This window comes from Kitasatospora sp. NPDC048194 (genome assembly GCF_043202455.1).
Lineage (GTDB): Bacteria > Actinomycetota > Actinomycetes > Streptomycetales > Streptomycetaceae > Kitasatospora.
Map to the genome: position 1 here is coordinate 115,957 of NZ_JBIDAK010000005.1, position 21,652 is coordinate 137,608.

At 74.9% G+C, this 21,652-nt stretch carries 17 protein-coding genes; 10 read left to right on the top strand and 7 right to left on the bottom strand.

The window, feature by feature from the left end; translation table 11 throughout:
* Positions 1-57: 57 nt before the first annotated feature.
* Positions 58-1,164, bottom strand: a complete 1,107-nt coding sequence (locus ACGF07_RS09120) for a polyprenyl synthetase family protein (protein ID WP_392896809.1) — start codon at positions 1,162-1,164, stop codon at positions 58-60.
* Positions 1,165-1,338: 174 nt separating this feature from the next.
* Here ACGF07_RS09120 and metF point away from each other — a divergent pair, with 174 nt between their 5' ends.
* Entirely contained in the window at positions 1,339-2,253 is a 915-nt protein-coding gene (gene metF, locus ACGF07_RS09125) for a methylenetetrahydrofolate reductase [NAD(P)H] (RefSeq protein WP_392896811.1), read from the top strand.
* Positions 2,254-2,439: 186 nt separating this feature from the next.
* Positions 2,440-3,282 carry a hypothetical protein gene (locus ACGF07_RS09130; protein ID WP_392896813.1) on the top strand — a complete coding sequence of 281 codons (843 nt, stop codon included), beginning with the start codon at positions 2,440-2,442 and terminating at the stop codon, positions 3,280-3,282.
* 16 nt (positions 3,283-3,298) lie between these two features.
* Here ACGF07_RS09130 and ACGF07_RS09135 read toward each other — a convergent pair whose 3' ends face one another.
* A complete protein-coding gene (locus ACGF07_RS09135) occupies positions 3,299-4,792 on the bottom strand; it encodes a phytoene desaturase family protein (RefSeq protein WP_392896815.1) in 1,494 nt (497 codons plus the stop codon).
* A 256-nt stretch (positions 4,793-5,048) separates the two neighbouring features.
* Positions 5,049-5,702 carry a DUF4126 domain-containing protein gene (locus tag ACGF07_RS09140; RefSeq protein WP_392896817.1) on the bottom strand — a complete coding sequence of 218 codons (654 nt, stop codon included), beginning with the start codon at positions 5,700-5,702 and terminating at the stop codon, positions 5,049-5,051.
* 601 nt (positions 5,703-6,303) lie between these two features.
* Here ACGF07_RS09140 and ACGF07_RS09145 point away from each other — a divergent pair.
* The 3 genes from ACGF07_RS09145 (at position 6,304) to ACGF07_RS09155 (ending at position 8,489) form a co-directional block, all read left to right on the top strand.
* On the top strand, positions 6,304-6,858 hold the full coding sequence (locus ACGF07_RS09145) for an SAV_6107 family HEPN domain-containing protein (protein ID WP_350747043.1): 555 nt from the start codon (positions 6,304-6,306) through the stop codon (positions 6,856-6,858).
* 71 nt (positions 6,859-6,929) lie between these two features.
* Positions 6,930-7,682: a methyltransferase domain-containing protein gene (locus ACGF07_RS09150; RefSeq protein WP_392896819.1), complete on the top strand. Its 753-nt coding sequence runs from the start codon at positions 6,930-6,932 to the stop codon at positions 7,680-7,682.
* Between the two features lie 417 nt (positions 7,683-8,099).
* Positions 8,100-8,489 (top strand): DUF3040 domain-containing protein, encoded by a 390-nt coding sequence (locus tag ACGF07_RS09155; protein WP_350747049.1) that lies wholly within the window; start codon positions 8,100-8,102, stop codon positions 8,487-8,489.
* A 133-nt stretch (positions 8,490-8,622) separates the two neighbouring features.
* Here the strand turns inward: ACGF07_RS09155 and ACGF07_RS09160 are convergent, their stop codons facing one another.
* The 4 genes from ACGF07_RS09160 to ACGF07_RS09175 all read right to left on the bottom strand — a co-directional run bounded on the left by ACGF07_RS09160 (position 8,623) and on the right by ACGF07_RS09175 (position 14,236).
* Positions 8,623-11,067 (bottom strand): transglutaminaseTgpA domain-containing protein, encoded by a 2,445-nt coding sequence (locus tag ACGF07_RS09160; protein WP_392896821.1) that lies wholly within the window; start codon positions 11,065-11,067, stop codon positions 8,623-8,625.
* Complete coding sequence (locus ACGF07_RS09165; RefSeq protein WP_392896823.1) at positions 11,064-12,386, bottom strand: DUF58 domain-containing protein; 1,323 nt, start codon at positions 12,384-12,386, stop codon at positions 11,064-11,066. Before ACGF07_RS09165 ends, ACGF07_RS09160 begins: the two co-directional genes overlap by 4 nt.
* Position 12,387: 1 nt before the next feature.
* The gene (locus ACGF07_RS09170) at positions 12,388-13,434 is read right to left on the bottom strand and encodes an AAA family ATPase (protein WP_392896825.1); all 1,047 of its coding nucleotides are present in this window, start codon (positions 13,432-13,434) and stop codon (positions 12,388-12,390) included.
* A 259-nt stretch (positions 13,435-13,693) separates the two neighbouring features.
* Positions 13,694-14,236 (bottom strand): carbonic anhydrase, encoded by a 543-nt coding sequence (locus ACGF07_RS09175; protein ID WP_350743459.1) that lies wholly within the window; start codon positions 14,234-14,236, stop codon positions 13,694-13,696.
* 537 nt (positions 14,237-14,773) lie between these two features.
* Between ACGF07_RS09175 and rsmH the strand changes: the two genes are divergently transcribed.
* The 5 genes from rsmH (at position 14,774) to murF (ending at position 21,651) form a co-directional block, all read left to right on the top strand.
* Positions 14,774-15,748: a 16S rRNA (cytosine(1402)-N(4))-methyltransferase RsmH gene (gene rsmH, locus ACGF07_RS09180; RefSeq protein WP_392896827.1), complete on the top strand. Its 975-nt coding sequence runs from the start codon at positions 14,774-14,776 to the stop codon at positions 15,746-15,748.
* 126 nt (positions 15,749-15,874) lie between these two features.
* Positions 15,875-16,423: a cell division protein FtsL gene (locus ACGF07_RS09185; RefSeq protein ID WP_350743455.1), complete on the top strand. Its 549-nt coding sequence runs from the start codon at positions 15,875-15,877 to the stop codon at positions 16,421-16,423.
* Entirely contained in the window at positions 16,420-18,594 is a 2,175-nt protein-coding gene (locus tag ACGF07_RS09190) for a peptidoglycan D,D-transpeptidase FtsI family protein (RefSeq protein WP_392896829.1), read from the top strand. The genes ACGF07_RS09185 and ACGF07_RS09190 overlap by 4 nt, the downstream gene beginning before the upstream one ends.
* A 94-nt stretch (positions 18,595-18,688) precedes the next feature.
* Positions 18,689-20,254, top strand: a complete 1,566-nt coding sequence (locus ACGF07_RS09195) for a UDP-N-acetylmuramoyl-L-alanyl-D-glutamate--2,6-diaminopimelate ligase (protein ID WP_392896831.1) — start codon at positions 18,689-18,691, stop codon at positions 20,252-20,254.
* On the top strand, positions 20,251-21,651 hold the full coding sequence (murF, locus tag ACGF07_RS09200; RefSeq protein ID WP_350743449.1) for a UDP-N-acetylmuramoyl-tripeptide--D-alanyl-D-alanine ligase: 1,401 nt from the start codon (positions 20,251-20,253) through the stop codon (positions 21,649-21,651). The genes ACGF07_RS09195 and murF overlap by 4 nt, the downstream gene beginning before the upstream one ends.
* Position 21,652 lies beyond the last annotated feature (1 nt).

Sequence of the window (21,652 nt, forward strand, 5' to 3'; positions counted from 1 at the left end):
GCCATCGCCTCGGCGACCGGCGGGCCCGTCCCGTCGTCCGGTGCTGCCCGGGAACGGTCAGTACGTGCGGACGGTGGCGGCCTCGGCCAGCGCCAGCAGCACCGCCCGGGCCCGCTCGTCGGCGAGCGGCGCCGCCTCCAGCGCGCCCAGCGACTGCCGCATCAGCTCCTCGATCCGGCGCTCCACGAGCTCGGGCGCGCCGCTGCGGGCGACCAGGTTGCGCAGCTCGGTGACCTCCTCGGCGGCGAGGTCCGGCGCGCCGAGCCGGGCGTCCAGGTGCCGGGCGTCGGCGGGCGGCAGGGCACGCATCGCGTGGGCGACCAGCAGGGTGCGCTTGCCCTCGCGCAGGTCGTCCCCGGCCGGCTTGCCGGTGACGGCGGGATCGCCGAAGACCCCGAGCAGGTCGTCCCGCAGCTGGAAGGCCTCGCCCAGCGGCAGCCCGAACGCCCCGAGGGCCTCGACCAGCTCCGTCCCGGCCCCGGCGAGCAGGGCGCCGACCTGCAGCGGCCGCTCGATCGTGTACTTCGCCGACTTGTAGTGCAGGACGGTCTGCGCGCGGTCCAGCGCGCCCCCGTCGGCCGAGTCGCCGGCCACCGGCTCCAGCACGTCCAGGTACTGGCCGACCATGACCTCGGTGCGCATCAGGTCGAACACCGGCTTGGCGGCCAGCACGGCGGCCGGGTCCAGTCCGGAGCGCAGGAACAGTTCGTCGCACCAGATCAGCAGCAGGTCGCCGAGCAGCACCGCGGCCGAGGCACCGTACTGCTCGCGGTCGCCGCGCCAGCCGCTGTCCCGGTGGAGGGCCTCGAAGCGGCGGTGGACCGACGGCAGGCCGCGGCGGGTGTCGCTGCGGTCCATCAGGTCGTCGTGCACCAGCGCGCTGGCCTGCAGCAGCTCCAGGGCGGCCGCCGCGGCGGCGATGCCCGCGTCGTCGGCGGGGCCGCCGGCACTGCGCCAGCCCCAGTAGCAGAAGGCGGGGCGCAGCCGCTTGCCGCCGTCCAGCAGGAAGTCGCGCAGCGCGTCGCAGGCGGGGCCCAGCTGGGGCGAGATCTTGCCGAGCAGCGCGGCCTGGCCGTCCATGAACGCGGCGAGGGCGTCGTTGACGCGGGCGCGGACGTCCTCCACGTCAATGGGGTTGGCCGGCCGGTTGCTGGACGAGGTCACGATGCTGCTCCGCTGGTTCGCTGGGGTGCAGCAAGCGTAGCGGGGGAGCCGGGAACGGGCGTGCGAGCGGGACGGCGGGGGCCGCCGGGAGCGGAGCGGAACGGGGTCCACCACGTGTCCCACATGGTGGAACCGGGTTGTCCGGCCCCTTCGAGAGCCGGATAACCTGCCAGCATGGCACTCGGCATCGCCTCCACGAGGTCGGACCGCGCACAGACGGTCCGCGACCTCCTGGCGGCCGGAAAGCGCTCCTTCTCCTTCGAGTTCATGCCGCCGCGCAGCGAGGCCGGCGAGCACAAGCTGTGGGACGCCATCCGTCGGCTCGAACCGCTGGACCCGAACTTCGTCTGCATGACGTACGGCGCCGGCGGCTCCTCGCGCGAGCGCACCGTCAACATGGTCGGCCGGATCGCCACCGAGACCACGCTCACCCCGGTCGCCCATCTGACTGCGGTGGACCACTCGACCGCCGAACTGCGCAACATCATCGGCCAGTACGCCGACCAGGGGGTGCGGAACATCCTCGCGGTCCGCGGCGACCCGCCCGGCGACCCGATGGGCGAGTGGGTCCGCCACCCGGACGGCGTCACCTACGCGTACGAGCTGGTCGAGCTGATCAAGGGGATCGGCGACTTCTGCGTCGGCGTCGCGGCCTCGCCGAACATGCACCCGCGCTCGGACAACTGGGACGACGACATCCGGCACTTCGTCGCCAAGGTCCGCTCCGGCGCCGACTACGCGATCACCCAGATGTTCTTCGAGGTCGACGACTACCTGCGGTTCCGCGACCGGGTGACGGCCGCGGGCTGCGAGACGCCGATCATCCCGGAGATCATGCCGGTGACCAACGCCAAGCAGCTGGAGCGCTTCCCGCAGCTCAGCGGCTCCGCCTTCCCGGTGGAGCTGGAGGCCCGGCTGCGGGCGGCCGTCGACGACCCGGCGGCGCTGCGGGCGATCGGCATGGAGCACGCCACCGCGATGGCCGAGCGCCTGCTCGCCGAGGGCGCGCCCGGCCTGCACTTCATCACGCTCAACCACTCGACGGCGACGCTGGAGATCTACCAGAACCTGGGGCTGCACCGGCGGTAGGGTCTCTTCGGCCGCTGTTCACGGGCCCGTCACCGTTCGGCGGTGGCGGGCCCGGTGACGTGCCCCGTCCGGCTGCGACCGGTGCCGCCGACGGCGGGAACGCGATGCGGTACCCCGGCCGTTGAACCGGTACAGTCGCCGCACACGCGCGGCGCGCGCGGGCACGCGACTGGAGGTAGCGCGCGGATGGGCATCGGATTCCTGCTCCTGTACGTCGCGTTGGCGGTGGTGGCGCTCTGGCTCGTCGCCGAGGTCCTGCTGCAGAACCGGGCCCCGCTGCACTGGCGGGTGGTCGCCCTGGTCGGCTTCCTCGGGGTGGCCGCCGGGATGGCGCTCGGCTCGGTCGTGGTGATCGGTGCCGGAGCCGCGTCCTTCGCCGTCGGCCAGGCCTTCGTCACCCTCTCGGTCAAGCGCGGCTACCGCACCGGCTGGTCCCTGCGCACGCCCGACGGCGGCCTGCCCGGCCCGCTGGCCAAGGTGCCGCTGCTCGGCGCCCTCACCGGCGGCGCGGCGGCGGTCGCGGCGGCCGCGGTGCCCGAGGAGCGGGTCGGCGAGGTCAGCGCGGTCGAGGAGCCGCCGGCCCCGGAGCCGGCCGCCGAGGACGCCCCGGAGGTCGAGCAGACCGCCGCCTTCGAGATGCAGGAACTGGCCCAGGACGGCGTCTACGCCCCCGCCTACTACGAGCAGTCGGCCCAGCAGCAGCCCCAGGAGCCGTACGCCGCGGCCTACCAGTCCGGCTACGACCAGCAGCAGTGGCAGACCCAGCAGCAGCCCGCCTTCGCCTACGACCAGCAGCAGTCCTACGGCTACCCCCAGCAGCAGGACCCGTACGGCGGCTACCAGCAGGCCCACGACCCGTACGCGGGCTACCAGCAGCAACCGCACCAGCAGCAGGCCTGGGACCCGAACGCCCAGCAGCAGTGGCAGCCCCAGCCCGAGCAGCAGCACACCCAGGGCGTTCCGCAGCAGCCGGTGTACGACCAGAGCGGCTACGGCTACCAGCAGCAGCACACCTGGCAGCAGGGCTGACGCCCGGCCGTCGGCGTCACGCCGGACCGATCAGGCCGGCCGCGATGCAGGCGGACATCCCGGCGCGGGAGAGCCCGCCGCCCGGGTGGGCGTTGCCGCCGACCAGGTAGAGCCCGGGGACGGGCGACTCGTTGGCGGCCTTCAGCCACGAGCCCGCCGACCCGGCCAGGGCGGGGCGGGCGACGGCGCCGCCGAGGGCGCCGGTCTCCCGGCGGGTGTCCTCCGGGGTGCGGACCACCCGCCACAGCAGCCGCTCGCGCAGGCCGAGGCCGGCCGCGTCCACGTGGGCGAGCAGCCGGTCGGCGTAGCGGTCGGCGACGCAGGGGGCGGTCCAGTCGGCGTCACCCTGGGCGGGGACGGTCGCGGTCAGCACCACGCTCTCGTGGTCGTCGTCGGGCCGCAGCGCCGGGTCGTCCGGGCGCAGCACCTGCACGGTGGGGCGCTCGCAGGGCGGCCCCGCGAGGCTCAGGGCGCTCTCCTCGGCGGCCGGATCGGCCGCGTGCACCACCGTCCGGTGCGGGGTGCCCTCCGGGCGGCGCCCGCGCAGGGCCAGCAGCACGCTGAACCGGCCGGGCACCCCGTGCGGCCGCCACTCCTCGGGCGGCTCCCCCGGCCACTCGGCGAGGCCGTGCGCGAAGAGGGCGCCGGCGTCCATCGCCGACACCACCAGATCCGCGTCGATCCGGCCGTCCGCCGTCTCGACCCCGCGCGCCCGACCGCCCTCGACCACCACCCGGGTGACGGGGGTGTCGAAGCGGAATCCGACCCGGCGCAGCTCGCAGCGGCGGAACACCGCCTCCGCGAGGGCCCGCAGACCACCCCGGACGTACCAGACGCCGAAGGACTGCTCCATGTACGGCAGCACGGTGGCCCCGGCCGGGGCCCGCCCCGGGACGAAGCCGTGACGCAGCGCCGGCTCGGACAGCAGGGCGGTCAGGCCCGGGTGGCCGCCGAGCTCGCGCCGCGCCACGTCCGCCAGCGTCCACGGGCGCGGGCGGCGCAGCCGGGCCAGGCCGGTCCGGGGCGGCACGGGGTACGGGTCGGTCCCCAGGAAGCCCCGGTCGGCCGGGAGCGGCTCCTCCAGCAGCGGGCGCCGGGTGGCCTCCCAGACCGTCCGGCCGCGGTTCATCACCTCGCTCCAGCGGGCGCCGGAGCCCGCGCCGAAGGCGGCGTCCAGGGCCTGGCTGACGCCGCCGCGCGAGGCGTTGGGCAGGGTGACGGCGGTGCCGTCGGGGAGCAGGTGCCGGCTCTCCGGGTCCACCGGGGCCAGCTCGACCAGCTGTTCCAGCGGCTCCTTGCCGGTCTTCAGCGCCAGGTCGCGGTAGACGGCCGGCAGCGGGAGCAGCCCGGGGCCGGTGTCGAAGGCGAAGCCGTCGCGCTCGTACCGGCCGACCATGCCGCCGTACGTGCCGCCCGCCTCGCAGACCGTCACCCGGTGGCCGAGGGTCGCCAGCCGGGAGGCCGCCGCGAGCCCGCTCATTCCTGCACCGATGACGACGATCTCTGCCATGGCCCGATCCTAGCTAGGGCTTGTCTGACAATTCCCGTCGGGCGCGCGACGCCGGACATCCCGGCTGGACGCACCGGCGAAACGTCCAAGTACGACCCAGTACGAGGACGCTTCGCCCGCACGCCCATCCGGGCGCCCAACGCCGCGCGCTGATCCGACGCGAATTGTCAGACAAGCCCTCGGGGCCCGTGCCCGGACCCCTGCCTGCGGGGCGACGCTCCGCAGGCCCGGCCGGGAGGCCCTGCACGGCGCCCGACTAGGGATGCCCGGCCCGGACGCCCGCCCCGGTCGCCCCGGCCACCCCGGCCACCCCGGTCTTTCCGGCCGCCCGGGCCGCCCGGCGTTCGCGGCGGCGGGCCCGGAAGGCGCGGATCCTGCGGACCGCCAGCCGGACCAGCAGCAGGCCGACGGCCAGGACGGCGGCGGCGAGCGAGGCGGCCAGCCAGGGGTGGAAGATCGCCAGGGTGACCAGACCGGCCACCGAGAGGTCCTCCGCCACGCTGACCACGATGTTGCTGGCCGGCTCCGGCGAGGTGTTCACCGCCATCCGCAGCGAGGCCTTCACCAGGTGGCTGACCAGCGCCGTGGTGCCGCCCACCGCGCCGGCCGCGAGCTCGCCGAGCGAGCCCGGGTCGGCGCTCGCGATCAGCGCGCCCACGACGGCACCCGCGACCGGCCGGATCACGGTGTGCACGGCGTCCCAGACGGTGTCCACGTACGGGATCTTGTCGGCCACGGCCTCCAGCGCGAACAGCACCGCCGCCGCGATCAGCACGTCGGTGCGCTCGAGCGCGTGCGGCACGGACTCCGCGTCGGCGAATCGGCCCAGCAGGCCCAGCAGCAGCACCACCGCGTACGCGTTGACGCCGCTGGCCAGGCCGCTGGTGAAGATCAGCGGCAGGACCGTCATCGTGTCCCCCTCCTCGCACATCCGTCGTCGGCCCGGTCGGCCGTCGCGGTCCCGGTGGGCGACTCCGGGAAAACCCTCGCCGGATCGCCCGGCCCGCCGTACCGTACCGGGAGCCGGGACGCCGCGGACACCGCCGCGGTTCCGGCCCGGGCGGAGGCGGGCGGATCTGAGTACGGATACTCAGGTCCACGGTTGAGTAGTTCAGCGGATGGCCCGCGACCTGCCGGGACGGGAGAGTGGTGGCACCCGGGAGGGCGGCGCGTCGGGCGCCGGCCCGCCCGGGTGGCGGATCCGTCCGTCCCCCCGGCCGGGAGTGCCCGGGGACGGCGGCGGAAGGTCCGCACGAGGGCCGGTCACGGACCCGCACCGCCGACACGGGGCGGCGGAGCGGGCCGGGGGGAGACCGGTCGCCGAGGGGGACAGCGCCCCGCCTCCCGGTGGGGGGACGGCGGGGCGACGGCACACGGCGGCGGCGCGGCACGGGGGAAGGGCCCGCGCCCGCCGCCGGTACGCCGACCGGGCGGGGATTGTCAGTGGTGCCGTTCACGATGGTGGAGCACGGACCACCCGGTCCGCGCGCTGCCTCGGAACGGGGGAGACCATGACCATCAGCCGTCCTGAGCCCGTCACCGCCCGCCTCCACTCCGCTGCCCAGCCGCACGCCCCGGGTCCCTCCGGAGGGCGCCCGGCGGGCCGTGACGTCCATCCGGTGCTGCGCCGGATCACCGCGCCGCCCGCCGCCCTGGACCTGCTCTCCGACGCCCACCGGACGCTCACCCGAGCCCGCGCGCTGGAGGATCCGCTGGAGCGCTACGCCACCGCCCACCTCGCCGCGCTGCGCACGGTGGCCGCCGTGCTGGCCGTGCGCGGCCGGCCGGAGAAGAACCCGCGGCGGCGCAAGGCCATCCGCAGCGCCTGGGAGGTGCTGCCCGAGGTGGCCCCCGAGCTGGCCGAGTGGGCGGGGTACTACGGAGCCGGCGCCCGCCGCCGGGCCGCCGCCGAGGCCGGGATCCGGGGCGCCGCCTCGGCCCGCGACGCCGACGACCTGATCCGCAACTCCGCCCTGTTCCTGCGCCTGGTCGAGCGCCTGCTCGGCCTGCGGCCGACCCCGCCCGCCCCCAGGCTCCCGCTGGACGCCGACGACCCCCGGGCCTGACCGGCGCCCCGACGCCCGAGGCTTAAGGTGGAGGCATCCCGATCGAACCGCACGTGCCGAGGAGCCCCACCTTGTACCCGACGCGTCCCCGCAGCGCCCTGCGTACCGCCGTGGTGTGGGAGGTGGTGCGGGCAGCCCTGGAGAAGCGGGCGGCCGAGCTGGAGCAGCCGGTGCTGGACGTCGTCGACACCGGCGGCGGCACCGGCAACTTCGCCGTGCCGGTGGCCAAGCTCGGCCACCGGGTCACCGTGGTCGACCCGAGCCCCGACGCGCTGTTCGCGCTGGAGCGCCGGGCCGCCGAGGCCGGGGTGACGGACCTGGTGCGGGCCGTCCAGGGCGACACCCAGACGCTGCCCGAGCTGATCGCCCCCGGCACCGTGGACGCGGTGCTCTGCCACGGCGTGCTGGAGGTCGTGGACGACCCGGCCGAGTCGCTCGGCAGCCTGGCCGCCACGCTGCGCAAGGGCGGCCTGGTCAGCCTGCTGGCCGCCAACCGGAACGGCGCGGTCCTGGCCCGCGCGCTGGCCGGCCACTTCAACGAGGCCCGGACGGTGCTCTCCGCCGCCGACGGCCGCTGGGGCGCCCAGGATCCGATGCCGCGCCGCTTCACCGCCGAGGAGCTGGGCCGGCTGGCCGAGGGCGCCGGCCTGCGGGTCGAGTCGGTGCACGGCGTCCGGGTCTTCGCCGACCTGGTGCCCGGCGTCCTGGTGGACACCGAGCCCGGCGCGGTGGAGGCGCTGCTGAAGCTGGAGGAGGCCGCCGCCGAGCAGCCCGCCTTCCACGCCGTGGCCACCCAGCTGCACCTGCTGGCGACCCTGGCCTGACCCCCTGGGACCGCCCGCCGCCGTACGGTTCACCCGCCGTGCGGCGGCGGTTCCTTTCCCGGCCGGGCGCCGGTTCCCCCCGGCCCCACCCCGGTGCGCCCGCGAACCTCCCCAGCTTCCGGCCGATTCCATCGGATCGGGCACTTGTCCGGGCCGTCCCGCGTTCATCCGGGTGCGGCCCCGCCCGGTCGAAGTGGCCCGGCCCACGCGGCGCAGACCACCCCGTAACGGGCCCACGGACCGTATGATCTGGGTAAAGCCGGAAAGCATGACAGCCGGACGCGTGGGGCATATGGACGACACGGGCCGGGTCCCCCGCACAGGCGTCCGACCATGTGCCCCATGGCTGATTGGACTTGCCTCCCCGACCGGGGTGGCGGACCGGTCGCACCCGCGACCGACGAGTAGGAGGACTCCGTGCCGCTCTCGGAGCACGAGCAGCGACTGCTCGACCAGATGGAGCGAGCGCTGTATGCCGAAGATCCCAAATTCGCGTCGGCGCTCGAGGGAACCGGGCTGCGCACCTACACCCGTCGGCGGGTCTATCTGGCCATCGCCGGGTTCGTGGTGGGGGTCGGCCTGCTGATGGGCGGCATGGTCGTTCCGGACCAGATCTGGGTCAGCGTCGTCGGCTTCCTGGTGATGCTCGGCTGCGCGGTGTTCGCCGTCACCGGCTGGCGCCGGGGGCCCGCGGGTCAGGGTCCCGGCCCCCGGCAGGCCGCCGCCCCGCGCCGCAAGGCCGGGATGATGGACCGGGTGGAGCAGCGCTGGCAGCGCCGCAGGGACGAGCAGACCGGCGGGTTCTGAGCCGCGCGCACGCCGGGTGTGCGACGCACTACCAGGACGGAAGCCAAGGGCCGGGGCGGGCAGTCGATCGACTGCCCGCCCCGGCCCTTCCCGTCTCCACGGTCCGGCGCGGTCCGGTACGGCCCCGCCGGGCTCAGGACCCCGGCGTGGACCGCTTGCCCCGGCCCCGGGTGACCAGCCGCCGCACCGGACCGCTGACCGCCGCACCGGCCCGCTCGGCCCGGGTGCCGACGGCCGTCCGGGCCGCCCGCACCGCGTCGGAGATCCGCCACCACAGCTGCGCCGAGGACGGCGGCAGCAGCAGTGCCCTGGTCCGGCCCATCCGGCCGGCACCGGCCAGCAGACCGCGCCGGGCCGTACGGACGTCGGCGGCCAGCGGAGCCGTGGTGACCTGCCCCGCCGGCGCGTAGAGCACCCGCTCGGTGGCCAGCGCCAGGCGCCCGGCGGCCGCCGCCGCGTCCGCGTCCAGCTCAGCCGTCTCGGTGATCCGGCGGGCGGCCGAGCGCGGGGTGCGTGACTCGTCCGGGGGAATTCCCAGGTCCCAGGCGGAGTCGACCAGCTCGTCCCAGGCGGCCAGCACCTGGGCGTCGGTCAGCTCGGCCGGGCCGTCCCCGCCGGGCCGGCGCCGTCCACCGGCGCCGAGCCGGCGACGGCGCAGGGCCGCCCGCCAGGACATCGGCACCAGCAGCAGCGCGATCACCGCCAGCACCCCGGCCAGGGTGCCGAGCACCTGCGGGGAGAGCAGCCAGGACTGTTCGTCCGCCGCGGTGGCGGCCTTGCTCCTGGAACCGCAGTCGCCGAGCTGGCGCTGCTTGGCGGTGCAGTCGCTGCTGCTGGTCGGCGTCGGGACGGCGGCCGCGCTCGACGCGGCGGCGGTCGGCTGCTGGGTGGGCGCGGTGGTCGGGGTGGTCGAGCCCTCCTGGTAGCGGGCCGGGACTCCACGGCTCGGGGTCGGCTCGAAGCGCATCCAGCCGTAGCCGGAGAAGTACAGCTCGGGCCAGGCGTGGTACATCCGGCCGGTGACCGAGTAGACGTCGCCGCCCTTGCTGTCGCCGGGGGTGAAGCCGACCGCGACCCGCGAGGGGATCCTCAGCACCCGCGCCATCGCCGCCATGGTGGAGGCGAAGTGCACGCAGAAGCCCCGGCGGTCGCGCAGGAAGACGGCGATCGCGTCGCTGCCGGTGCCGCCCGCGACGTTGGTGTCGTACCGGAACTGCGGGCCGGTGAACCAGTTCACCAGCGCCGTCGCCCGGTCGTAGTCGTTGCGCGCCCCGGCGGTGACGGCCCTGGCCTGCTCGGCCACCACCGGCGGCAGGTCGGTGGGCAGGACGGTGTAGTGCTCCCGGATGTCCTGCGGGGCGAGCGGGGCGGTGCGCAGCTCGTCGGCGGTGGGCCGCAGGTCCAGTGCGGAGACCTGGTAGTGCAGGCCGCGGATCGCCTTGTCGTCGGCCGGCAGCACCGTGCGGGTCAGCGGGTCGAGCTTCCACTCGCCGCGGTTGGGGAGCTGGACGGAGGCGGCCGGGTACGGCATCGGCAGCCAGCTCTTCTCCAGCCGGTCGCTGATCTGGAAGTCGCCCTCGATCCGGGGGACGTCGGTCGCGCGCAGGCCCTCGGGGGAGGGCAGGGTGGCCGGGAGGTCGCTGACCACGGAGCTGCTGAGCTTCCACTCGGTGCCGTCGAACTGGTCGAGCGAGCCGGTGCGCAGGTAGATCTGGTCGGCCAGGTCGCTGTCCAGGGTGTACGTGAGCAACTCGTTGTCGCTCGGCTTGCTGATCGCCGCCTCCAGGCTGACCAGCGGGTCGAGGCTGGTCGCCACGCCGCCCGCGGTGCCCTTGCCGGAGGTGCCGCCGGGGCCCGAGTCGAGCAGTCCGGAGCCCCAGCGCGGCAGGAAGACCGGCAGCAGCATCGCCAGGGCCAGGGCCAGCACTCCGACCTGTCGGCCGCCGGGGCTGACCCGGCCGGAGCCGATCGTGCCGCGCGCGCCGCCGCGGAAGACCCGGCCCCAGCGGGACACCCGGTCCTCGCCCTCGGCGAAGAGCAGCAGCAGGTAGCCGGCCGCGGCCAGGCCGAACCAGACCCAGCTGCCGTGCTCACCCGCCAGGCCGTTGCCGATCGAGTACAGCGTCAGCAGCGGCAGGCCGGCCAGCGCCGAGCGCCGGTAGGTCACCGCGACGGTGTCCACCAGGACGGAGATGAGGCCGACCGAGGAGACCAGGATCAGCCGCAGCCCGGCGGTCGGCGGCGCCGGGATGGCGTACTGCCTGATGTCGTCGATGCCGGAGGAGAAGACCTGCCCGAGCACCCGCATCGCGTTCGGGCCGGGCAGCACGCCGCCGGTCATCCCGGAGCCGGCGAAGCCGAGCAGCATCAGCAGGAGCAGCACCAGCAGCTGGGCCACCGGCACCGCCCAGCGGAACAGCGGGGAGCGGCGCAGGCCCGCTCCGACCGCGGAGACCACACCGATCACCAGGACGGCGTGGGTGAGCCAGCTGCGGGTGGTGAGCAGCGGGAGCATGCACAGCGCGGCCAACGTGGTGGCCAGCGCCGAGTACACGGTCAGTTTGGCCCGGGTGGTCACGCGCCGGCCTCTTCTCGGTGGGGGGCGGTGGTCTTGGCGCCGTCGACGGCTCGCCAGAGGTCAGGCACGGAGTCCCCGGCGCGCACCGGCAGGACCGTCCAGCCGGCCTCGCGCAGCTGCCGGACCCGAGCGCGGAACTCGTCGCCGCCGGTGTTCGGGGCGAGCATCCGCAGGCCCGCCCAGGTCCCGGTGTCGAGCAGGAAGGCGATCGCCCCGCCGGTACGGCTGCGCAGCCGGGCCAGCCGGGCGGTCTGCGCGGCGTCCAGCTCGCCGAGGACGGCGACCAGCAGGCCCTCGCCGCCGGCCCGCAGCGGTTCCTCGGCGCGGGAGAGCCCGCCGCCGTCGGAGAGGTCGACGACTGCGAGGGCGTCCAGGATCAGGCCGGAGGCGTCGGCGGCGGCGTTCTCGCCGCCGCTGCCGGGGCCGGGCACCCAGCGGCCGGTGTCGGTCAGCAGCCGGGTCTGGTAGCCGCGCTCCAGCAGGTGAACGGCGACGGACGCGGCGCAGCTGACCGACCACTCGAAGGAGGACGCCGGGCCGCTGCCGCGGTGGCCCACCTCGCGGGTGTCCAGCAGGACGGTGGCGCGGGCCTTCTGCGGCTGCTCCTCGCGGCGCACCATCAGCTCGCCGTACTTGGCGGTGGAGCGCCAGTGCACCCGGCGCAGGTCGTCGCCGGGCCGGTACTCGCGCAGGATCACGTCGTCGTCGCCGGCCAGCGCCAGGGTGCGGCTGTGGCTCTCGCCCTGGCCGATCCACTCGCCGCTCAGCCGCACCGCCGGCAGTGCCAGGACCTGCGGGACCACGGTGAGCACGTCGGAGGCGGTGAAGGCGCGGTCGACCTCGCACATCCCGAACGGGTCGGACAGCCGCAGCTGGAGCGGCCCGAGCGGGTAGCGTCCCCGCAGGTCCGAGCGGACCCGGTAGGAGACCTCGCGGTAGCCGCGCGGCTCGATCCTGTCCAGCACGAAGCGCGGGCGCGGCCCGAGCACGTACGGGACCTTGTCCTCGAGCAGCAGCAGGCCGGTGGGCACCCGGGAGACGTTGTCGACCCGCAGGTGGACCCTGGCCTCCTGGCCGGCGATCGCCCGGTGCGGGCTGAGCCGGCGGCCGCTGGCCACCCGGTAACGGGTGTTGGCGACCACCACGGCGGCGGCCAGCGGCAGTGCGGCGAGCAGCACGCCGACCCGCAGCAGGGCGTCCTGGCCGAGCAGGTAGGCGCAGGCCACCGCGGTCAGTCCGGCCGCGAGGAAGGAGCGGCCGCGGGTGGTGAGGCCGCGCAGTCCGGCCCGCAGTCCCCCCGGCTCGTCGGATGGGGCCACCTCAGCCCCTCCGGACGGCCGGGCCGCCCTGCGGACGCGGCAGCGGCAGCCGGGCCACGAGGTCGGCCACGATCTGCTCGGAGGTGCGGCGGCTCAGCTGGGTCTCGGCGGTCGGCATCAGCCGGTGCGCGAGGACCGGGACGGCCAGGCGCTGGATGTCGTCCGGGGTGACGTAGTCGCGACCGTCCAGCGCCGCGGCGGCCCGGGCGGCCCTGACCAGGTGCAGGGTGGCGCGCGGCGAGGCGCCCAGCCGCAGTTCGGGGCTGGTGCGGGTGGCGGCGACCAGGTCGACGGCGTAGCGACGGACGGGGTCGGCGATGTGCACGGTGCGGACCAGGTCGATGAGCTTGAGGATGTCGGCGGCGTGGGCGACGGGCTGCAGGTCGGCCAGCGGGTTGGCGCCGGCGTGCACGTCGAGCATCGCGAACTCGGCCTCGGCGCTGGGGTAGCCGATCGAGATGCGGGCCATGAAGCGGTCCCGCTGGGCCTCGGGGAGGGGGTAGGTGCCCTCCATCTCGACCGGGTTCTGGGTGGCCACGACCATGAACGGCGAGGGCAGCTCGTAGCTGGTGCCGTCGATGGTGACCTGGCGCTCCTCCATGGACTCCAGCAGTGCGGACTGGGTCTTGGGCGAGGCGCGGTTGATCTCGTCGCCCACCACGATCTGGGCGAAGATCGCGCCCGGGCGGAACTCGAAGTCGTGCTGCTGCTGGTCGTAGATGTTGGTGCCGGTGACGTCCGAGGGCAGCAGGTCCGGGGTGAACTGGATGCGGCGCACGGTGCAGTCGACCGAGCGGGCGAGCGCCTTGGCCAGCATGGTCTTGCCGACGCCGGGGACGTCCTCCAACAGCAGGTGGCCCTCGGCGAGCAGGACGGTCAGGGCGATCCGGACGGCCTCCGGCTTACCCTCGATCACGCTCTCGATGTTGCCGCGGACCCGGTCCACGACGGCGGCGAGCTCGGGGAGCCCGACCTGGCGGTACCCGTTCGCCCTCTGGTCGCCCCCCGCAGGACTGCCGAGACCGGCCTGATCGTTGTAGCTCGTCACCCGTTTACGCTCCCTGGCACGCTGCGCCCGCCTCACCGAGGCCGGACCCCACCCCATGCTTGACGCGGCCGTCCCGGGGGCGGTTCCGACGGCGGATCCGGTGCCGGGGTGGCGGCCTGCGGCCCGGCCGCCCCAGGTGGTTCGGGGTCCGACCGGCAGGCGCATTCTCCCCCGGGGGACGGGCGGAAGTCACCATTCGGCCGGCCCCGAATGCCGCACGGCGGTGACCGGGCGGGGCGCCGGGGCCCGGGCGAGCCGGCTAGTGGATCTCGCGCAGCAGGCCGGTGTGGACGTCGAAGACGAAGCCGCGGACGTCGTCGGTGTGCGGCAGGAACGGCGAGGTGCGCACCCGCTGCATGGACTGGCGGACGTCGCCGTCCAGGTCGACGAAGGACTCGACCGCCCACTGCGGGCGCTGGCCGACCTCGAGCTCCAGCTCGCGGCGGAAGTCCTCGGTGAGGCCGAGCAGGCCGCAGCCGGTGTGGTGGATCAGGGCGATCGAGCGGGTACCGAGGGCCCGCTGGCTGATGGTCAGGGACCGGATGGTGTCGTCGGTGACCACGCCGCCCGCGTTGCGGATGACGTGGGCGTCGCCCAGCTCGAGGCCGAGCGCCGCGAACAGGTCGAGGCGGGCGTCCATGCAGGCCACCACGGCGATCCTCTGCACCGGGCGGGCGTCCATGCCGCCGTCCCGGAAGGTCACCGCGTACGCGCGGTTGGCCGTCACGAAACGGTCGATGATGTCGGGTCGGGTGGTGTCGGCAGCGTCGTTCGCCGTGGGCCGGTCGGGAGTCACTGTCATGCCGGCGACGTTAGTGCCGTCCGCGGCCGGCCGGTGGGGTCGGGAGCTACAGAACCGGCGGCTGTGATCGAGCGCATAGCGACAACGGGAGGGTTTGTCCCGGCTGGTCCCGGAGCGGGGCCGGACCCGGCCGCTCGAAGGGGCGCGCGACGGCCGGCGAGGGCCCCCGCCGGCGCCCGCACCGGACCGTCTCCACGGCCGCGACCTGCGGTGATCCGTACCGCCGCCCGGGTGGTGCGCCGGAGCGGACCATTGACTGAGGGGGCCCGCGCGATAGAGTTGCGGCGCAGTGGAGCACACCCGCCGGAGTCCGTCAACCGGGCCCAACCGGCCGGTGCGGCCCGGCCGATGCGGCTCGTGGCCTCCACCCGCTCCGTGCCCACCTGGCGCACCTTCCCCGGCGCCGGGCGGTCACGACCTTCCCCCTGAGCGGGCGGGGACCACGGGCCGCGTCGTCGTGCCGGGGGACGGTGGGCGAGAATGGCCGGAGCTCCCGGACGTCGGGCTGCTCCGCACCGAGGAAGGGCGCCACCGCGCATGACCACCAACGAACCGGGCCCCAAGCACGTACCGGTGATGCTGCAGCGGTGCATGGACGCGCTCGCCCCGGCGATCTCGCGCCCCGGTGCCGTGGTGGTGGACGCGACCCTCGGGCTCGGCGGCCACAGCGAGGCGCTGCTCACCCAGTTCCCGGAGGTCCGGCTGATCGCGGTGGACCGCGACCCGCAGGCGCTGAAGCTGTCCGGCGAGCGGCTGGCCCCCTTCGGCGACCGGGCCACCCTGGTGCACGCCGTGTACGACGAGATCCCCGAGGTGCTGGAACGCCTGGGCATCGACCGGGTCGACGGCATCCTCTTCGACCTCGGCGTCTCCTCCATGCAGCTGGACGAGGCCGACCGCGGCTTCGCCTACGCCCAGGACGCGCCGCTGGACATGCGGATGGACCAGTCCCGGGGGATCAGCGCGGCGGAGGTGCTGAACACCTACAGCCACGGCGACCTCGCACGCATCCTCAAGGTCTACGGCGAGGAGCGGTTCGCCGGGAAGATCGCCTCGGTGATCGTCCGGGAACGCGCGAAGGAACCGTTCACCAACAGCGCGCGTCTGGTCGAGTTGGTGCGGGGCGCCATCCCGGCGGCGACCCGTCGCACCGGCGGGAACCCGGCGAAGCGGACCTTCCAGGCGCTGCGGATCGAGGTCAACGGCGAACTGGAGGTCCTGGACCGGGCGATCCCCGGGGCGCTGGACGCCCTGGCGGTCGGCGGCCGGATCGTGGTGATGTCCTACCAGTCGCTGGAGGACCGGCTGGTGAAGCAGTACTTCGCCGCCGGGGCGACCAGCACCGCCCCGCCGGGGCTCCCGTTCGTGCCGGAGGAGCACCAGCCCTGGCTCAAACTGATCACCCGCGGTGCCGAACTGGCCACCGACGAGGAGATCGAGGAGAACCGGCGCGCCGCGCCCGTGCGGCTGCGGGTGGCGGAGAGGATCAGGGACCGAGGCAGGCGGGGCTGAGGCCCGGCGGGGTCCGAAGGGCGGAGGAGAACAGTGGGGCCGGTGGCCGGTGAGGTCCGGGCGGGGCGGGGAGGACTCCCCGGGCAGGGCAGGGCACGGATCACGGTCCGGCCGGGGCGGCGCCCCGTGCGGGGGCGCACGCCGTTCGCCGTGCTCGTGGTGGTGCTGCTGGCCGGCGGCCTGTTCGGGCTGCTGGCACTGAACACCGCGCTCAACGAGGGCTCCTTCGAGCTGTCCAGGCTGCAGAAGCAGACCACCAAGGCGACCGACGAGCAGCAGAGCCTCCAACTGGAGATCGACCAGAGCTCGGCCCCGGACGCACTGGCCAAGCGGGCCGCCGAGCTGGGCATGGTCCCGGCCGGCGGGATGGCCTTCCTGGACGTACCGGGCGGCGGCAAGGTGGTCGGCACGCCCGGGCCGGCGCAGGACAGCCCGCCGGTGCGCAAGTCGACGGTCGACCCGTGGCCGACCAAGGCCTCCCCGGGCGCACCGGCCGCACCGACGCCCTCCGCCCAGCCGTCGGCGCCGTCCGCCCCCCAGACCTCGCCGCAGCCCGGCGCCCAGCCCGCCACCCCGGCGGCCCCGGCGCCGTCGCCGACCCCGGCGGCCTCGGCCGGTGACTCGGTGATCCAGCTCAACCCGGTCTCGCCGCCGCCGGGAGGTGCCAAGCGATGACCGCACCCCGTCAGCCGTCCGGCTCGGGCTCGGGCCGCCGTCAGCCTCCGCGCCCGGCTGCGCCCCGGCCTGCCGCGCCCGCGAAGGGGCAGCCCGCCAAGGGACAGGGCGCCAAACAGCCCGCCAAGGGCCAGGGAGCACGTGGGCAGTCGGCCAAGGCCCAGCCCGCCAGGGCCGCCGCCCGGACGCCCCGTGCGCCGCAGCAGCGCCGCCCCGAGGGCCGTCCGCCGGTCCGCAGCCAGGCGGCGGTGCGGCCGAAGCCGCGCCCGCCGCACCGCCCCAAGGCGCTGAAACTGGCGGAGCCGAGGCGCCGGCTGCGGGTGATCACCGTGGTGCTGTCCCTGGTGTTCTCCGTCTTCGCCGGGCGCCTGGTGCAGCTCCAGCTGGTCGACGCCGACGCGTTGGCCGCCGACGCCAACACCAACCGCTACCTGAACATCCCGATCACCGCCGAGCGCGGCTCGATAACGTCGTCCGACGGGGTCGCCCTGGCGGCCACCGTCGACGCGTACGACATCACCGCGGACCCGGCGATGTTCACCCCGGCGGCGACCGGCATCCCGGACGCGCCGGAGCAGGCGGCCGCCCTGCTGTCGCCGATCCTCGGCGTGCCCAAGGAGCGGATCGCGGCCGACCTGCACACCCCGAAGAGCCGCTACAAGCGGCTCGCCGCCCAGCAGACCCCGGCCGCCCGGAACCAGATCAGCGACCTGAAGTCCACCCTGGAGAAGCAGGCCGGCTCCCGGGCCTGCCAGGCCCAGCGGAAGCTGCTCGGCAAGCCCGCCGACCAGGGCGGCCGCACCCGGGTGGACAACGAGTGCGCCAACCCGCTGGCCGGGGTGTTCAACCAGGAGACCCAGAAGCGGATCTACCCCGCCGACGGGCTGGCCGCCAACCTGGTCGGCTTCGTCAACGGGGACGGCGCCGGCGCCGGGGGGCTGGAGCTGCAGTACCAGAAGCTGCTGGCCGGCAAGGACGGCCACAGCAGCTACGCCCAGGCGGGCGGCCGGCTGGTGCCCACCGCCGGGGGCTCGACCGACGAGGCCGTGCCGGGCAGCGACGTCAAGCTCACCATCAACCGGGACATCCAGTGGGCCGCCCAGAAGGCGATCACCGACCAGGTGGCCAACTCGGGCGCGGAGAAGGGCTACGTCGTGGTCCAGGACGTGAAGACCGGTCAGGTCCTCGCGATGGCCACCGCCCCCGGCTTCAACCCCAACGACCTGGGCCTGTCCAAGCAGCCCCAGCTCGGCAACCCCGCCCTCCAGGACGCCTACGAGCCGGGCAGCACCGCCAAGCTGATGAGCCTGGCGGCCGTCCTGGACTCCGGCAAGGCGAACTGGGACACCAAGGTCACCGTGCCGAACCGGCTGGTCCGGGCCGGCCAGCAGTTCAAGGACGACGTGGAGCACGGGGACTGGTACCTGACCCTGGCCGGAGTGCTCGCCAAGTCCTCCAACATCGGCACCATCGAGGCCGTGGAGACCCTCGGCGACGGCGACCAGCTGAAGGCCAACCAGGTGCTGGACGGCTACCTGCGCAAGTTCGGCGTGGCCCAGCCGACCGGCCTGAACTTCCCCGGGGAGACCTCCGGGATGCTCAAGAAGCCCGAGGACCTGGTCGCCTCGGAGAAGTACAACATCTCCTTCGGCCAGGGCCCGCTGCAGATGAACGCGCTGCAGGCCACCTCGGTGTACTCGACCATCGCCAACGGCGGGGTGCGGGTCGCGCCCAGCATCGTCCAGGGGGTCACCGGGCCGGACGGCAAGTTCACCCCGACCCCGCCGGGCGAGCAGACCCGGGTGGTCAGCGAGCAGACCGCGAAGACGCTCACCTCGATGCTGGAGTCGGTCGTCGACGACGAGCAGGGCACCGGCGGCAAGGCCGCCATCCCCGGCTACCGGGTCGCCGGCAAGACCGGTACCGCCAACCGGGGGGCCGCCAACGGGGTCGGCTACGACGGCTACACCGCCTCCTTCATCGGCTTCGCCCCGGCCGACGCCCCCCGCTACACCGTCTCCTGCACCCTCCAGGGCCCGGTCAACGGCCACTTCGGCGGCCAGCTGTGCGGGCCGGTGTTCAAGCAGGTGATGGAGTTCACCCTGAAGACCATGCAGGTGCCGCCGAGCGGCAGCCAGGCGCCCAACCTGCCCGTCGAGTGGAAGCCGTGAGCCGAGCATGACCGATCAGCGGGCCGGTGGGGCCGACGACGCCGCGAAGGCCCGGTTTGGCCCTGGGCACCCTTCGGCGGATAGCCTTCCCGCCGTGCCGAAACCCGATCAAACCACCGTGAGTCCGCCCCGCCCGACCGGGACCGCCGCCCTGCCGCTCGCCGAGCTGGCCGCACGGCTGGGCCTGCCGCCCGTCGAGGGCGGCGCCGTCACCGGTGTCACCCACGACTCCCGCGCGGTGCGCCCGGGTGACGTGTACGTGGCCTTCCCCGGTGCCAACCACCACGGCGCGGCCTTCGCGGCCAAGGCCGCCGACGCCGGCGCGGTGGCCGTGCTCACCGACGCCGCGGGCGCCGAGCTGGCCGCGTCCACCGGTCTGCCGCTGCTGGTCGTCGACCGGCCGCGGGCCCGGATGGGCGAGCTGGCCGCGATCGTCTACGGCCACCCGTCCGAGCGGCTGCTGATGGTCGGGCTGACCGGCACCAACGGCAAGACCACCACCTCGTACCTGGTCGAGGGCGGTCTGCGCGGGGCCGGGCGCAACCCCGGCGTGATCGGCACCGTGGAGATGCGGGTCGGCGACGAGCGGATCAAGAGCGAGCGCACCACCCCCGAGGCCACCGACCTGCACGCGATCCTCGGCGTGATGGCCGAGCGCGGTGCCGACGCCGTGACCATGGAGGTCTCCAGCCACGCCCTGGTCTTCGGCCGCACCGACGGGGTGGTGTACGACGTCGCGCTGTTCAACAACCTCACCCCCGAGCACCTCGACTTCCACCCGGACATGGAGGACTACTTCCAGGCGAAGGCCCGGCTGTTCGAGCCCGGCAAGTCCCGCCACGGCGTGGTCAACCTGGACGACGAGTACGGCCGCCGGCTCGCCGCCGAGGCCAAGATCCCGGTGACCACCTTCTCCGCCACCGGCGCCGCCGAGGCCGACTGGCGGGCCGTGGACGTCCAGCTCGGCCCGGTCGGCTCGACCTTCCGGGTGCTCGGGCCGGACGGCGCCGAGGCCGACGCCTCGGTCCCGCTGCCGGGGCCGTTCAACGTCGCCAACGCGCTGGCCGCGATCACCCTGCTGGTCGCCGCCGGGCTGCCGCTGGACCGGGCGGTGGCCGGCGTCGCCGCCGTCCCCGGCGTGCCGGGCCGGCTGGAGCGGGTGGACGCCGGGCAGCCGTTCGTCGCGGTCGTGGACTACGCGCACAAGCCGGACGCCCTGCGGGCCGTCCTCGCCTCGCTGCGCGAGGTCACCAAGGGCCGGCTGCACGTGGTCGTCGGCTGCGGCGGCGACCGCGACCCGCACAAGCGCGGCCCGATGGGCGACATCGCCGCCCGGCTCGCCGACACCGCCCTGCTGACCAGTGACAACCCGCGCAGCGAGGATCCGTTGGCGATCCTCGCCAGCATGCTGACCGGCGCCGCCGCGGTGCCCGAGGCCGAGCGCGGTGCCGTCCTGGTCGTCCCCGACCGGGCCGAGGCGATCCAGCTCGCGATCGCCCGAGCCCGGGCGGGGGACACCGTGCTGGTGGCCGGCAAGGGCCACGAGCTCGGCCAGTACGTACGAGACGAGATCCGCCCCTTCGACGACCGGGAGGTGCTGCGCGAATCCATCGCGCGGACCACGGCCGCCCGGGGCGACCGAGGAGTAGAGCAGCAGTGATCGCACTGACCCTCGCCGAGGTGGCCGCCGCAGTCGGAGGCACCCTGGACGGCGCGGACCCGGACGTCCTGGTCACCGGCCCGGTCGAGGTCGACTCGCGGAAGGTGAGCCCCGGCGGCCTGTTCGCGGCCTTCGTCGGCGAGCGCGTGGACGGCCACGACTACGCCGCCACGGCGATCGAGGCCGGCGCCGTCGCGGTGCTGGCCTCCCGCCCGGTCGGCGTGCCCGCCGTCCTGGTCGACAGCGTGGTGGAGGCCCTCGGCAAGCTGGCCCGCGCCGTGGTCGCGCGCGCCGAGGGCACCGCCGTGGTGGCACTGACCGGCTCGGCCGGCAAGACCAGCACCAAGGACCTGATCGCCCAGCTGCTGCAGCGCCACGGCGAGACGGTCTACCCGCCCGGGTCGCTCAACAACGAGATCGGCCACCCGATGACGGCGCTGCGGATCGAGGCCGGCACCCGGCACCTGGTCATGGAGATGGGCGCGCGGCACAAGGGGGACATCCAGTACCTCACCACGATCACCCCGCCCCGGATCGGCCTGGTGCTCAACGTCGGCACCGCCCACGTCGGCGAGTTCGGCTCCAAGGAGGCGATCGCCGAGGCCAAGGGCGAGCTGGTCGAGGCGCTGCCCGCCGAGGGCACCGCGATCCTCAACGCGGACGACCGGCTGGTGCGCGCGATGGCCTCCCGGACGAAGGCGAAGGTGGTCTACTTCGGCGAGTCCCCGGACGCCGACGTCCGGGCGACCGACGTTCGCCTGGACGCCACCGGACGGCCATCGTTCACGCTCACCACCCCGGCCGGTTCCGCGCCCGTGCAACTGCGCCTGTACGGTGAGCACCACGTCTCGAACGCCCTCGCCGCCGCCGCGGTGGCGACGGAGCTCGGGATGTCCGTCGACGACACCGCGGCAGCCCTGGGCGAGGCGGGTGCGCTGTCCCGCTGGCGCATGGAGGTCGTCGACCGGGCCGATGGTGTCACCGTCGTCAACGACGCCTACAACGCGAACCCCGACTCGATGCGGGCCGCGCTGCGGGCGCTGGTCTCGATCGGCGGCCGCGGTCCGGAGCGCCGCCGTACCTGGGCGGTGCTCGGCGAGATGCGGGAGCTCGGCGAGGACAGCCTGGCCGAGCACGACGCCATCGGGCGGCTCGTCGTCCGGCTGGACATCACCAAGCTGGTGGCGGTCGGCGGACGCGAGGCGGCCTGCATGGAACTCGGCGCGAGGAACGAAGGTTCGTGGGGTGAGGAGTCGGTGCTGGTGTCCGACGCGGACGCGGCGGTCGAGCTGCTGCGCAGTCAGCTGCGGCCGGGGGATGTGGTGCTGGTGAAGGCGTCCCGTTCGGTGGGGCTGGAGAAGGTGGCCGAGGCCCTCCTGGCGGACGGTGCCGCCTGAT